Annotated in this window: 14 protein-coding genes; 7 read left to right on the top strand and 7 right to left on the bottom strand. The window is 68.1% G+C overall.

Annotated features, from left to right (window positions below; genetic code table 11):
* Positions 1-16: 16 nt before the first annotated feature.
* The 3 genes from QP029_RS12195 to recX all read left to right on the top strand — a co-directional run bounded on the left by QP029_RS12195 (position 17) and on the right by recX (position 2,272).
* Positions 17-232: a DUF3046 domain-containing protein gene (locus QP029_RS12195; protein ID WP_284874535.1), complete on the top strand. Its 216-nt coding sequence runs from the start codon at positions 17-19 to the stop codon at positions 230-232.
* Between the two features lie 273 nt (positions 233-505).
* On the top strand, positions 506-1,657 hold the full coding sequence (recA, locus tag QP029_RS12190) for a recombinase RecA (protein WP_284874534.1): 1,152 nt from the start codon (positions 506-508) through the stop codon (positions 1,655-1,657).
* Positions 1,658-1,669: 12 nt separating this feature from the next.
* Positions 1,670-2,272: a recombination regulator RecX gene (gene recX / locus QP029_RS12185; protein WP_284874533.1), complete on the top strand. Its 603-nt coding sequence runs from the start codon at positions 1,670-1,672 to the stop codon at positions 2,270-2,272.
* Positions 2,273-2,293: 21 nt separating this feature from the next.
* On the opposite strand, the gene QP029_RS12180 is transcribed toward recX, so the two are convergent.
* The 4 genes from QP029_RS12180 to gluA all read right to left on the bottom strand — a co-directional run bounded on the left by QP029_RS12180 (position 2,294) and on the right by gluA (position 5,625).
* A complete protein-coding gene (locus QP029_RS12180) occupies positions 2,294-3,232 on the bottom strand; it encodes an amino acid ABC transporter permease (protein WP_284874532.1) in 939 nt (312 codons plus the stop codon).
* Positions 3,232-3,918: a glutamate ABC transporter permease GluC gene (gene gluC, locus QP029_RS12175; protein ID WP_284874531.1), complete on the bottom strand. Its 687-nt coding sequence runs from the start codon at positions 3,916-3,918 to the stop codon at positions 3,232-3,234. The genes QP029_RS12180 and gluC overlap by 1 nt, the downstream gene beginning before the upstream one ends.
* A gap of 72 nt (positions 3,919-3,990) precedes the next feature.
* Positions 3,991-4,863 carry a glutamate ABC transporter substrate-binding protein gene (locus QP029_RS12170; protein WP_284874530.1) on the bottom strand — a complete coding sequence of 291 codons (873 nt, stop codon included), beginning with the start codon at positions 4,861-4,863 and terminating at the stop codon, positions 3,991-3,993.
* Positions 4,864-4,896: 33 nt separating this feature from the next.
* Positions 4,897-5,625, bottom strand: coding sequence for a glutamate ABC transporter ATP-binding protein GluA (gene gluA / locus QP029_RS12165; protein WP_284876250.1), 729 nt, complete (start codon positions 5,623-5,625; stop codon positions 4,897-4,899).
* A gap of 328 nt (positions 5,626-5,953) precedes the next feature.
* Between gluA and miaB the strand changes: the two genes are divergently transcribed.
* Together miaB and QP029_RS12155 are read left to right on the top strand one after the other, a co-directional pair.
* A complete protein-coding gene (gene miaB / locus QP029_RS12160; RefSeq protein WP_284876249.1) occupies positions 5,954-7,435 on the top strand; it encodes a tRNA (N6-isopentenyl adenosine(37)-C2)-methylthiotransferase MiaB in 1,482 nt (493 codons plus the stop codon).
* Entirely contained in the window at positions 7,432-8,109 is a 678-nt protein-coding gene (locus tag QP029_RS12155) for an Rv2732c family membrane protein (RefSeq protein WP_284874529.1), read from the top strand. The genes miaB and QP029_RS12155 overlap by 4 nt, the downstream gene beginning before the upstream one ends.
* A gap of 68 nt (positions 8,110-8,177) precedes the next feature.
* Here QP029_RS12155 and QP029_RS12150 read toward each other — a convergent pair whose 3' ends face one another.
* From QP029_RS12150 to QP029_RS12140, 3 genes are read right to left on the bottom strand one after another with little or no spacing between them, the layout of a single operon-like run.
* A complete protein-coding gene (locus tag QP029_RS12150) occupies positions 8,178-9,014 on the bottom strand; it encodes a GNAT family N-acetyltransferase (protein ID WP_284874528.1) in 837 nt (278 codons plus the stop codon).
* Positions 8,957-9,244 carry a hypothetical protein gene (locus QP029_RS12145; RefSeq protein ID WP_284874527.1) on the bottom strand — a complete coding sequence of 96 codons (288 nt, stop codon included), beginning with the start codon at positions 9,242-9,244 and terminating at the stop codon, positions 8,957-8,959. The genes QP029_RS12150 and QP029_RS12145 overlap by 58 nt, the downstream gene beginning before the upstream one ends.
* Positions 9,244-10,593, bottom strand: coding sequence for a DUF349 domain-containing protein (locus tag QP029_RS12140; RefSeq protein ID WP_284874526.1), 1,350 nt, complete (start codon positions 10,591-10,593; stop codon positions 9,244-9,246). Before QP029_RS12140 ends, QP029_RS12145 begins: the two co-directional genes overlap by 1 nt.
* Before the next feature lie 114 nt (positions 10,594-10,707).
* Here QP029_RS12140 and QP029_RS12135 point away from each other — a divergent pair, with 114 nt between their 5' ends.
* Entirely contained in the window at positions 10,708-11,316 is a 609-nt protein-coding gene (locus tag QP029_RS12135; protein ID WP_432418683.1) for a hypothetical protein, read from the top strand.
* A gap of 1 nt (position 11,317) precedes the next feature.
* Positions 11,318-12,217, top strand: coding sequence for a tRNA (adenosine(37)-N6)-dimethylallyltransferase MiaA (gene miaA / locus QP029_RS12130; protein WP_284874524.1), 900 nt, complete (start codon positions 11,318-11,320; stop codon positions 12,215-12,217).
* The last annotated feature ends 4 nt before the right edge of the window (positions 12,218-12,221 follow it).

Genomic DNA, 12,221 nt, shown 5'->3' with positions numbered 1-12,221 from the left:
CGGTATCATCGGCCCCATGCGTTTGACGGAGTTCCACCAGCTCATCACCGACGAGTTCGGGAAGGTCCAGGGCAACTGGATCGTCCATTCGCATGTCCTCGCCGGTTTCGGCCGTACGCCCGAGCAGCTCATCGAGGACGGTGCGGATCTGCGGAAGGTATGGCTTCAGCTGAGTGATGACTTCGACGTCCCGGACAGTCGCCGCCTCGGGCTGGATCAGCCCGGACACTGACCCTCCGACACGGGCGGGCGACACGCCGCCACAATCATTGTGTTCGAACAGTTGTGCGTGTATGTTCGAAGTCGATGTCGCGCACCGCGCCTAACGTGATCCCGGTCAGCACCGCCGGACAGCACGGAGGCGGCGCCGGCGGCACCGTCGCAGAAAAGTTTCCGGCTTCCGGGAGCCGGAGCGGGGAAACCGGAGTCTAACAGTGATGTGGACCCCACCTTCCCGGCCTCAGCGCCGCCGACCACCACCACGACAAAAGGACGAGAGAACACCATGGCACCCAAGAAGAAGACCACCGCAGCAGGCGCCGGCGCCGACCGGCAGAAGGCCCTCGACGCGGCCCTGTCGATGATCGAGAAGGACTTCGGCAAGGGGGCCGTCATGCGCCTGGGCGATGAGAACCGTCCGCCGATCCAGGTCATCTCCTCCGGCAACACCGCCATCGACGTCGCACTCGGCATCGGTGGCTTCCCCCGCGGACGCATTGTCGAGGTCTACGGTCCGGAATCCTCCGGTAAGACCACCGTCGCCCTCCACGCCATCGCTCAGGCCCAGAAGGCCGGCGGCATCGCCGCCTTCATCGACGCAGAGCACGCGCTCGACCCGGACTACGCCAAGAAGCTCGGCGTGGACACCGACGCCCTGCTGGTCTCCCAGCCGGACACCGGTGAGCAGGCACTCGAGATCGCCGACATGCTCGTGCGTTCCGGTGCCATCGACATCATCGTCATCGACTCGGTGGCGGCCCTGACCCCGAAGGCGGAGATCGAGGGCGAGATGGGCGACAGCCACGTCGGCCTCCAGGCCCGCCTCATGAGCCAGGCACTGCGCAAGATGACCGGCGCCCTACACAACTCCAACACCACCGCCATCTTCATCAACCAGCTGCGTGAGAAGATCGGCGTGATGTTCGGCTCCCCGGAGACCACCACCGGCGGTAAGGCTCTGAAGTTCTACTCCTCGGTGCGCTGTGACGTCCGCCGGATCCAGACCCTCAAGGACGGTCAGGACGCCATCGGCAACCGCACCCGTCTCAAGGTGGTCAAGAACAAGGTCTCCCCGCCGTTCAAGATCGCCGAGTTCGACATCATGTACGGCGAGGGCATCTCCCGCGAGTCCTCCATCATCGACATGGGTGTGGAGAACGGCATCGTGAAGAAGTCCGGCTCCTGGTTCACCTACGAAGGAGACCAGCTGGGCCAGGGCAAGGAGAAGGCCCGCCTGCTGCTCAAGGAGACCCCGGAACTCGCCGACGAGATCGAACGCAAGATCCTGGGCAAGCTCGGTGTCGGCCCGGAGGCCGCCAACGCCGCCGACGACAACCTCAGCGACGATCCGGTGGACATGGTCCCCAACGTCGACTTCGACGACGACGATGAGGACACCAGCCTCGTCGCCGGCGGAGCGGCAGCCGCCGAACGGTAGGACGGTGACGTGGTGAGCGTTCACCAGACGGAAACCCAGCAGGAGAAGCTCGACCAGCTCCGCCGGGCCCTGGAGGAGTACGCCTCCGGCGACACTCCGGGGCTGTTCGACCACGAGGCGGAGGCAGCCAAAGCGGCCGTGCGTAAACGCGCGCTCGGGCTGCTCGACCAGCGAGCCCGCTCCCGGCACGAACTGCGGACCCGGCTCATCGATGCCGAGTTCGACCCCCGGGTCGTCGATGACGTCCTCGACGACCTGGCCGGGGTCGGCCTCCTCGACGACCGCACCTTCGCCCATGAATGGGTCCGGCAGCGCCACGCCCGCCGCGGCAAATCCGCCAGGGTCCTGGACATGGAACTGAAGGACAAGGGGGTCGAGCCGGGCATCCGGGCAGACGCCCTCGATCAGATCGACTCCGCCGACGAGGAATCCACCGCCCGCACGGTGGCAGAGAAGAAGGCCCGGACCATCCGGAAGGTGCCGGGCGACCGGGCCGAATCGGACAAGCAGTTGCGGCGCATCGTCGGCGTGCTCGCCCGGCGAGGCTACCCGCAGGGCATGAGTCTGCGCATCGCCCGGGAAGTACTCGACGAGCGGGTCACCGCACTGCAGTGACCCGCTCGACGGGGTGGGGGACTACTGGCCGGGATTCTTGATCTCGGTGTAACCCGGAGCCTGCCAGTCGACGTTGACGTTGTCCTTGGTGTCCAGGCCCTGTTCCGGCTGGTGCGGAACCTTGGCCACGATGTTCTTCCGGGCCCGGCCGGCACGCAGCTGACGCTCGATGCGCTGGGCCAGGGAGGTCAGACCCCAGTTGATGAGGATCATGACGATGGCGACCACCGTGAGCGAGGCCAGGAAGTTCTGGTTGACGGACGCGGACTGGATGCCGGAGCGGACGACCTCGACGTAGCCGATCTGGTAGCCGAGTGCGGAGTCCTTGAGCGCAATGACCATCTGGGCGATGAGCGCCGGCAGCATGGCGGCCACGGCCTGGGGCAGCAGGATCTTGCGCATCGTCTGCTGGTGCGACATGCCCAGGGCACGGGCGGCCTCGGTCTGGCCCTTGGGCAGGGAGTTGATGCCCGAGCGCAGGATCTCGGCGATGACGGAGCCGTTGTACATGGTCAGGCCGAAGACCACGGCGGAGAACGCCAGCTGGCGGGGCGGGACCATGTTGTACACGGCGAAGAGCTGGTAGGCGAAGATCATGAGCAGCAGCACCGGAATGGCACGGAAGAACTCGACGATCACCGCGCAGAACCACCGCAGCGGAGCCAGCTCAGAGAGGCGACCCAGGCCGAGCAGGACGCCGAGGACCAGTGCGAGGATGATGGAGAAGAATGCCGCCCGGAGGGTGCCGAACAGGCCGGGGAGGAGGTAGGTCTCCCAGGTGCGGGCGTCGAGGAACGGGGTCCATTTGTTCGCCTCGAGCTGGCCGTTGGCCTGCATGGTCCACAGGATCCAGGCGACCACGGCCAGGGCGACCAGGGCGGAGATCACGGTGATGGTGAGGTTGAGCCGTCGGCCCTTGGGGCCGGGGGCGTCGTAGAGGACGGTGGCGCGTACGGTCATTACTTCTTCACCGCCATTCGGGTCGACAGGCGGCCGAGAGCCAGCCCGGTGGGCAGGGTGAGGATGATGAAGCCGAGCGCGAAGATGCCGAACACGATGAACAGCATGTTGGCGTGATTCTCGATCGTGGACTTCATGAGCAACGACGCCTCCGCCACGCCGATCGCCGAGGCGATGGTGGTGTTCTTCGTCAACGCGATGAGCGTGTTGCCCAGCGGGACGATGGCGGCGCGGATGGCCTGCGGGAAGATGATCCTGCTGAAGATCTGCCCGAAGTTCAGGCCCAGGGAGCGGGCGGCCTCGGCCTGTCCGAAGTGGACGGTGTTGATGCCGGAGCGCAGGGACTCGGCGACGAAGGCTGAGGTGTAGGCGATGAAGCCGATGATGGCGAGGCGGAAGTTGTTGTCCGCCAGGAACGTGGGTGATTCCCGGTCGGCCATGGCCAGACCGAGGTTCTGGTAGAGGCCGAAGGAGCAGAAGATGATGATGAGCGTCAGCGGGGTGTTGCGCACCGTGTTGATGTAGAAGGTGGCCATGCCCCGCAGAACCGACACGGGGGAGACCCGCATGGCCGTGAGGATGGTGCCGAAGAACATCGCGCCGATGGCGGAGTAGACGGTCAGCTGAATGGTCAGCCAGAACGCCGGCCACAGGTCAGGACCGAGGTCGGCCCAGAGTGCGTCCATGCGGGGTCTCCTAGGTGGAAGCGGTGGAACTGTCGGGCAGGGGTGGGGCGGGTCCGCCGGGACCCTGGGTGACTACTCGATGAAGGAGAGGTCACCCGGGGTGCCCGGCGAGACGGCCTCGTCGCCACCGAGGTTCTTGTCCAGCAGGGTGTCGAACTCACCGGACTCGTGCAGCTTGGTCAGGGCGTCGTTGATGGCGTCGGTGGCCTCCTGGTCGTCCTTGGCCAGGCCGATGCCGTAGTACTCGTCGGTGAACGGCTCACCGTCCTGCTCCATCTCGATGACCTTGAACTGGCCCGGTGCCTGGGCGGAGTAGCCGAGGAGGATGGTGGCGTCGGTGGTCATGGCGTCGATGTTGCCCTGGCGCAGAGCCTCGACGCAGGAGGAGTAGGTGTCGTACTCCTGGAGCTGGACGCCGGGGAGGGCGTCCTTGACTTTCTGGGCCGGGGTGGAGCCGGTGACGGAGCAGAGGATCTTGCCGTCGAGGCTCTCGAGGTCGGTGATCTCGTTCTCGTCCTCGCGGACCAGCAGCGCCTGGTGGGTGACCAGGTAGGGGCCGCCGAAGTTGACGGACTCGGAGCGGCCCTTGTTGATGGAGTAGGTTGCGGCGATGAGGTCGACCTCACCGTTCTGGATGAGGGTCTCGCGCTGTGCGGAGGGGGTCTCGCGCCAGGTGATGGTGGGGGCGTCCCAGCCGTTCTCCTCGGCGATGGAGTTGACCACGTACTCGGCGACGTCGACGTCGAGGCCGGACATGGAGCCGTCCGGGTTGTGCAGACCGAGGCCCGGCTGATCGTACTTGGTGCCGACGGTGACCTCGCCGGCCTCGATGGCGGCGAGCATGCCCTCGGAGGAGGAGCCGGAGCCGCAGGCCACGAGGGCGGTGCCGGCGAGCGCGGTGGTGGCGGTGACGGCGGCGGTACGGAGAATGGTGGAGCGCTTCATGATGACAGTCCTTTGAGTAAGTGGTGAGCGGTGTTAGTGGGACAGGATCTTGCCCAGGAAGTCCTTGGCACGGTCGGTCTTGGGGTTGGAGAAGAACTCCTCGGGGGTGGAGTCCTCGACGATCGCCCCGTCGGCCATGAACAGGACACGGTCGGCCGCCTTCCGGGCGAAGCCCATCTCGTGGGTGACCACGACCATGGTCATGCCTTCGCTGGCCAGGCCGGCCATGACGTCGAGGACCTCGTTGACCATTTCGGGGTCCAGGGCCGACGTCGGTTCGTCGAAGAGCATGATCTTGGGGTTCATCGCCAGTGCGCGGGCGATGGCCACGCGCTGCTGCTGGCCGCCGGACAACTGGGCCGGGTACTTGTCGGCCTGGTTGGCGATGCCGACGCGTTCTAGCAGCGCCATCGCCGTCTTGTCGGCCTCCGCCTTCTTCATCCGGCGGACCTTGAGCGGGCCGAGGGTGACGTTGTCCTTGATGGTCAGGTGGGGGAAGAGGTTGAACTGCTGGAAGACCATGCCCACGTCGGCGCGGAGCTTGGCCAGGTCGCGGCCTTCCTCGGGGAGCAGGTGGCCGTCGATCTCGATGGTGCCCTGCTCGATGGTCTCCAGGCGGTTGATGGTGCGGCAGAGGGTGGACTTGCCGGAGCCGGAGGGGCCGAGGACGACCACGACCTGACCGCGTGGGACCTCGAGGTTGATGTCGGTGAGGGCCTGGAAGTCGTCGAAGAACTTCTGCACGTCGGTCATCCGGATCATGGGATGCTCGCCGGAGGGGGTGACTCCTGCGTCATGATCCGCGGCAGATGTGTTCTGTGTCATAGGACAGATATTAGACACACTCGGCCATTCCCCGAAGCTTTTCCCGCAACATTTTCGCAACATCGTTAATTCTGCACATAACTGCCTAGCCAGGCGCATACACACAAACTTCGCAGACCTGCATTGACCGCGCACTCAGGCGGCCGGCCGGCCGGTTGGGAGGGGGTGGTCCGGGTGGCTACAATGACACCCCGTGGCTCAGCAGACGGAACAGCAGACAAAGCAGCACCCCCGGACCTACGAGGTCCGCACCTTCGGGTGCCAGATGAACGTGCACGACTCCGAGCGGCTCTCCGGACTGCTGGAGGAGGCCGGGTACACCGCCGCCGGTGATGCCGATCCGGATCTCATCGTCTTCAACACGTGCGCCGTCCGGGAGAACGCCGACGAGCGTCTCTACGGCACCCTCGGCCAGCTGCGGGCGACGAAGAAGGACCACCCCGGCATGCAGATCGCCGTCGGTGGCTGCCTCGCCCAGAAGGACCGCGACTCCGTCGTCTCGAAGGCACCGTGGGTGGATGTCGTCTTCGGCACCCACAACATCGGTTCCCTGCCGACCCTGCTGGAACGTTCCCGCCACAACGAGCAGGCCGAGGTGGAGATCGTCGAGGCCCTGGAGGCCTTCCCCTCCGTGCTGCCCGCCAAGCGGGAGTCCGCATACGCGGGTTGGGTGAGCGTGTCCGTCGGCTGCAACAACACCTGCACCTTCTGCATCGTCCCGAGCCTGCGCGGCAAGGAGGTCGACCGCCGTCCCGGGGACATCATCGCCGAGGTCCAGGCCCTGGTGGACCAGGGGGTGACCGAGGTGACCCTGCTCGGCCAGAACGTCAACGCCTACGGCGTGAACTTCGCCGATCCGGAGATGGAGCGCGACCGTTTCGCCTTCTCCTCCCTGCTGCGGGAGTGCGGGAGGATCGAGGGTCTGGAGCGGCTGCGTTTCACCTCCCCGCACCCGGCCGAGTTCACCTCGGATGTCATCGACGCGATGGCGGAGACCCCGAACGTCTGCCCGCAGCTGCACATGCCGCTGCAGTCCGGTTCGGACAAGGTGCTCAAGGAGATGCGCCGTTCCTACCGGTCGAAGAAGTTCCTGGCCATCCTCGACGAGGTCCGTGCGAAGATCCCGCACGCCTCCATCACCACCGACATCATCGTCGGATTCCCGGGTGAGACGGAGGAGGACTTCCAGGCCACCCTGGATGTCGTCGAGCAGGCCCGCTTCACCTCCGCCTACACCTTCCAGTACTCCCCGCGCCCCGGCACCCCGGCGGCGACCTACGCCGAGCAGATCCCCAAGGAGGTCGTCCAGGAGCGTTTCGAGCGTCTCGTCGCCCTCCAGGAGCGCGTCTCCGCTGAACTCAATGCGGAGCTCGTCGGCACGGAGGTCGAGCTGCTCGTCCAGGAGGGTGGCCGCAAGAACAACCGCACGCAGCGGATGACCGGCCGGGCCCGCGACGGCCGGCTCGTCCACTTCGACCCCGCCGGAGCCACCGACGGTGACATCCGTCCCGGAGACGTGGTCACCGTGGTCGTCACCGATTCCGCTCCGCATTACCTGCTTGCCGACGCCGGCGTCCTCACCCACCGCCGCACCCTCGCCGGCGACATGTCCGCTGCCGGGCAGGTGCCCACCACCGCCCCCATCGGCGTCGGCCTCGGCCTGCCGTCCATCGGCGCCCCGGCACCTGCCCCGCAGGCTGCGGGGAGTGCGGCTGCTGACACCCCGGCGGCTATCCTGTTGCCATGAGCGAGACCACCCCGAATCCCGAGCAGATCCGAGCCGACGCCAACAAGGTGCGTGATCTCGCCGCGCAGGAGAAGAAGGCGGCCCGGCGCATGACTCTGGGCACGCATCTGTACACGCTGGTCGCGGCGGTGCTCCTCTACGTGGTCACGCTGATCCTGCCCCAGGCGGGCGACGTCCGGGGCTTCGAGGTTCTGTTCCGCACCCAGGCGGCCAGCGACGCCGGCATCAAGATCACCGAGTACATCTACGCCACCCTCATCTTCCTGGGCCTGGGTGTGTTCACCACGCTCACGCTGCTCACCCGCCGGTCGGTGTTCGGTCTCATCGGCTGGATGCTCACGACCGTGGGCCTGGGTTACTCGATTTTCGCCATCTGGCTGCGGCAGACCCGGAGCAGCACCGGGGACGGGGTGGACCTGGGCATCGGCATGTGGCTGTCCATCATCGCGGTGGCGTTGGCGTTTGTCGCCTACTGCATGGTGGCGCTGCGCCGGGATGACCGTCAGGCGGAACTCGCCCGTTCCCGGGCTGAGCAGGACAGCCTCGACGAAGTGGGCTACGCCCAGCGTTCGGCGATGGTGAGCAAGCAGAACACCGCGGCGGACGACAACCCGCTGCTGCGGGATGACCGGCGCCGCCGGGCCACTGAGCGGCACCAGCGACACCAGGACTGACGGCACTTAAGTGTCCACTGTGCCCTCCAGCGGGGCGCAGAATCGACCAACCTGGACAGTGAATGCCCTCAGAGGCGTTTCTCCCAGCCGGAGCCACCACTGAAACGGGTCCACCCGAGGGCCTCGTTCACCGCGATCATGGCGTGGTTGTCCACCGCGCAGGACGTGTACACGCGGGCGGCGGCGGGGAAGAACGCACCCGCCCGGTTGAGCAGCTCCTGCTTCAGCGCCGTGGCCACCCCGCGCCCCCGGGCCGGGGTGGCCACGGCGGTGAGATCCTGCTCCAGGACCGTCTCGTCGGAACCCTGGTGCATCCTCACCTCGGTGAGGCCGACCGGTCCGGAATCGTCATGGGCGAGGACGATGAGTGAGCGTCGGCCGGTGTCCCGGAGCCGGGCGGCAGCGTCCGTCAGCCGTTGACGGTTCCAGGTGATGTCTGATTCCTGCAGACCACCGCGGGGCATGTCGTCGGAGCCGAGCTGGTAGAGCCCGATGACGTCGTCGGTCAGATGATCCGGCACGTCGAGGTCCACGATCACCGAGATCTCCCACGGGTGGTCGACCGGACGGGGGATCACCGGCAGGTGGCCCTGGATCTCGGTGAGACCGAGCCGGTAGCCGGCGGAGCGCAGCACGGCGGCGAACTCCCCGGTGCCGGGCTCCTCGTCGGCCGGGTGCAGCAGCCAGGTCTGCAGGGTGGTGCGGCCCAGGCGGGCGCCGATGGTGTCGGCCTCGGCGAGCAGCTCGTCGATGATCGCCCGTCCCTCCGGTTCGAACGCAGCCCCGGGGAGCGGTAGGTGGCCAGCGTCGAGGATGACCTCCACGTCGAGGACGTCCCGGTCCTCGGTCAGCGGCATGCCGAGCAGGAGGAAACCGGCCACCTCGGAGTCCGGGTCGGTGACCACGGGATAGCCGAGGGAGGAGAGGGGGAGTTCATGGGGGCGTCGACACGCGCGAGGGCGACCGAGTCGTAGACGGCGGAGCCTCGCAGGCGGTGGGCGAGGCGTTCGACGGACAGGGACGTGGCGGTGTCGCCGGTGGTCTCCTGCGCGGCGAGGTTGGCCATGAAGACCAGCTCACGGAGCACGACGGCCGGCTCCGTTCCCGGAACCGGCCGTTGCAGCTGGATGAACACTACTGGTTGTCCACCGCGTGCTGGGCGGTGTCGGCCCACTCCTGCCACTGGGCGGCCTGCTCACGCAGCTGCGCGGCCTTCTTCGTGTTGCCCTTGGCCTCGGCGGCCTCCGCCTGGGCGGTGAAGTCCTCGACCTTGGCGCGGAATTGGTCGACGCGGGCCTGGGCCTCCGGGTCGGTGCGACGCCACTGGGACTCCTCGAACTCGGCGACGCGCTTCTCGATCGCCCCGATCCTGTCCTCGTACTCCGAGACCTTCCCGCGCGGGACGAAACCGATCTCGTCCCACTTCTCCTGCAGCTCCCGCAGCTTGGCGCGGGCGGACTCGAGCCCCTTGGCCGGGTCGACCTGGGGGTCGTACTCCGCGATGAGGGCGTCCTTGGCCTCGGCGTTGGCCTCGAACTCCTTGTCGCGCTCGGCGTGTTCGGCGTTGCGGGCGTTGAAGAAATGGTCCTGGGCGCCGCGGAAGGCGGCCCACAGCTTGTCGTCGACCTCGCGCGGGGCGCGGCCGGCCTCCTTCCACTCCTTCATCAGGTCACGGAAGGCGCGGGCCGTCTCGTTCCAGTCGGTGGAGTCCTTGATGGCCTCGGCGCGTTCGACCAGCGCCTCCTTGGCGCGGCGGGCGGCGGCCCGGCCCCGGTCGAGGTCGGCGAAGTGGGCGCCCCGGCGGCGGTTGAAGGCGTCGCGGGCACGGGAGTAGCGCTTCCACAGGGAATCGTCCGTCTTCCGGTCGATGCCCCGGATGGTCTTCCACTCCTCCAGGATGGCGCGCAGCCGGTCGCCGGCGGCCTTCCAGTCGGTGGAGTTCTCCGCCAGGTCCTCGGCCTCCGCGGCGAGGGTCTCCTTGCGGGCGACGGCTTCGTCACGACGCCGCGCCTTCTCCGCCTTCGCCTGCTCCCCGGCGGCCTCCGAGTGGTCCATGATGGTGGCCAGTCGCTTGTCCAGGGCGGCGAGATCACCGATGACCGCCGCCGTCGGCAGCGTCTCCCGCAGCTGGGCGGCGGTGGACTTGATGGAGTTCGCCTCGTCGGGACGGGCGGTGAGACGGGTCTCCAGGAGCTCGACCTCGGTCGCCAGGTCGTCGTACCGGGTGCCGTAGTGGGCCAGCCCCTCCTCCGGGGTGCCGGCCTGCCAGGAACCGATCTGACGTTCCCTGTCGCCGTCCTTCACGTAGACGGTGCCGTCCTCGGCCACCCGGCCCCACTTCGCCGGATCATTCTTCGGCGGCACCGGCAGGGAGGCGGCCGGCCGCGGGGAGGGGGTGGGACGCACACCCGGAGTGGCCCCCGGTTTCGGACCCGGCTTGGGCATGTTGCCGGGCGAGGGGGAGGGAGTCGGGGGAGTGGTCATGTCGGATGCCCTTCTTGTCATCATGCCGCGCGACACGGCTGCCGGGGCCTGACCTCGTCAGACCCATGAGTGCTCCAACTAACATACCGTGGCCCCCGTGACCGTGTCAGTAGTATGTCGGTGATGAGTGCGAACCTGATCGTCATGCCCGCCGGCCCGGCCCTGGTGGCGGAGCTCGCTCCGAAGGACCTTGCCGGCGCCCGGCTCCGGCGGTGCCTCCGCGCACTCCTCGACTCCCGGGCGACCGGGGAGATCCACCTCGTGGGCAGCCGCGATCCGCGGTGGGAGACCGGCGTGCCCGGGTCCTTCCGGGCCTGGGGGGCACCGCAGGTCACCGTCGGGGCGGGCCGTCACCTGCCTGAGCTGGTGCAGCGCCACGTCCTCGGCGGTCACGCGGACCGCGTCACCGACACCCGGGAGCGCCTGGGCACCCCGGACCGGGAGGCGCTCACCCTCGTCGCCGTCGACGGCAGTGCGGGCCTGACCCCGCGCGCCCCGCTGGCACTGCTCGACACCGCGGAGGAGGCCGACCGGTGGTGCCGGACGGTGCTCGGCGGGGAGGAGCCGGCGGCGGGGATGGACGCGGCGTCGTTAAGAAACGCCGGTGTGCTGGAACCGGAACTGTGGCTCGAGCTGGCGGCGCTCACGCCGCGGCAGGCGCGGTTGCATGACGCCGACACCACCCACGGGGTGGGCCGCTACGTCGCCGGATGGGAGATCTGACTTGGGACCGATCGCCGTCGTGGGGCCCACCGCCTCCGGGAAATCCGCCCTCGGCCTGGCCCTGGCGCACGAACTGGGCGGGGAGGTGGTCAACGTCGACTCCATGCAGCTCTACCGTGGGATGGACATCGGCACCGCCAAACTCACCGTCGCCGAACGCGAGGGGATCCCGCACCACCAGCTCGACGTGTGGGACGTCACCGAGACGGCGTCGGTGGCCCGTTTCCAGGCCGACGCCATCGCGGACGTGGAGGACATCCTCGCCCGGGGGAAGGTGCCGATCCTCGTCGGTGGCTCCATGCTTTACGTCCAGTCGCTCGTCGACGACTGGCAGTTCCCGCCCACCGACCCGGTCGTCCGGGCGCGGTTCGAGCAGCGCCTGGCCGACATCGGCATCGACGCCCTCCACGCGGAACTCACCGCCGTGGACCCGGCCGCGGCCGCGGTCATCGAGGACAAGGACCCGCGCCGTACCGTCCGGGCCCTGGAGGTCATAGAGCTCACCGGTCGGCCCTTCCAGGCGTCCCAACCGCCGAAGGACGCGCCCCCGCGCTGGGGGACCACCATCCTCGGGCTGCGCACCCACGCGGACTGGCTCAACCCGCGCATCGAGCTGCGCACCCGCCAGATGTTCGACCGGGGCCTGGTGGAGGAGGTCGACCACCTCGTCGCCGACCACGGCCTGGTCGCCGACTCCACCGCCGGCCGCGCCATCGGCTACGCGCAGGTCCTCGCCGCCCGGGCCGGGGAGATGACGTGGGACGAGGCCGTCGAGCGGACGATCACCGGCACCCGCCGGTACGTGCGCCGCCAGCGTTCCTGGTTCAACCGGGACCCACGGATCCACTGGCTCGACGCCGCCGCGACGCCCGTCGGGCAGGCGCTAGAGTTGGTGCGGTGAACAG

The sequence above is a fragment of the Corynebacterium suedekumii genome (genome assembly GCF_030252185.1).
In the GTDB taxonomy this organism is placed as follows: Bacteria; Actinomycetota; Actinomycetes; order Mycobacteriales; family Mycobacteriaceae; genus Corynebacterium; species Corynebacterium suedekumii.
This window is presented reverse-complemented; position numbering and strand designations above follow the sequence as displayed.

Bases quoted from the DNA above. Each gene is read 5' to 3' on its own strand.
- QP029_RS12195 (WP_284874535.1), top strand. From the start codon at position 17: ATGCGTTTGACGGAGTTCCACCAGCTCATCACCGACGAGTTCGGGAAG.
- recA (WP_284874534.1), top strand. From the start codon at position 506: ATGGCACCCAAGAAGAAGACCACCGCAGCAGGCGCCGGCGCCGACCGG.
- QP029_RS12180 (WP_284874532.1), bottom strand. From the start codon at position 3,232: ATGACCGTACGCGCCACCGTCCTCTACGACGCCCCCGGCCCCAAGGGC.
- gluC (WP_284874531.1), bottom strand. From the start codon at position 3,918: ATGGACGCACTCTGGGCCGACCTCGGTCCTGACCTGTGGCCGGCGTTC.
- QP029_RS12170 (WP_284874530.1), bottom strand. From the start codon at position 4,863: ATGAAGCGCTCCACCATTCTCCGTACCGCCGCCGTCACCGCCACCACC.
- gluA (WP_284876250.1), bottom strand. From the start codon at position 5,625: ATGATCCGGATGACCGACGTGCAGAAGTTCTTCGACGACTTCCAGGCC.
- miaB (WP_284876249.1), top strand. From the start codon at position 5,954: ATGAACGTGCACGACTCCGAGCGGCTCTCCGGACTGCTGGAGGAGGCC.
- QP029_RS12155 (WP_284874529.1), top strand. From the start codon at position 7,432: ATGAGCGAGACCACCCCGAATCCCGAGCAGATCCGAGCCGACGCCAAC.
- QP029_RS12140 (WP_284874526.1), bottom strand. From the start codon at position 10,593: ATGACCACTCCCCCGACTCCCTCCCCCTCGCCCGGCAACATGCCCAAG.
- QP029_RS12135 (WP_432418683.1), top strand. From the start codon at position 10,708: ATGTCGGTGATGAGTGCGAACCTGATCGTCATGCCCGCCGGCCCGGCC.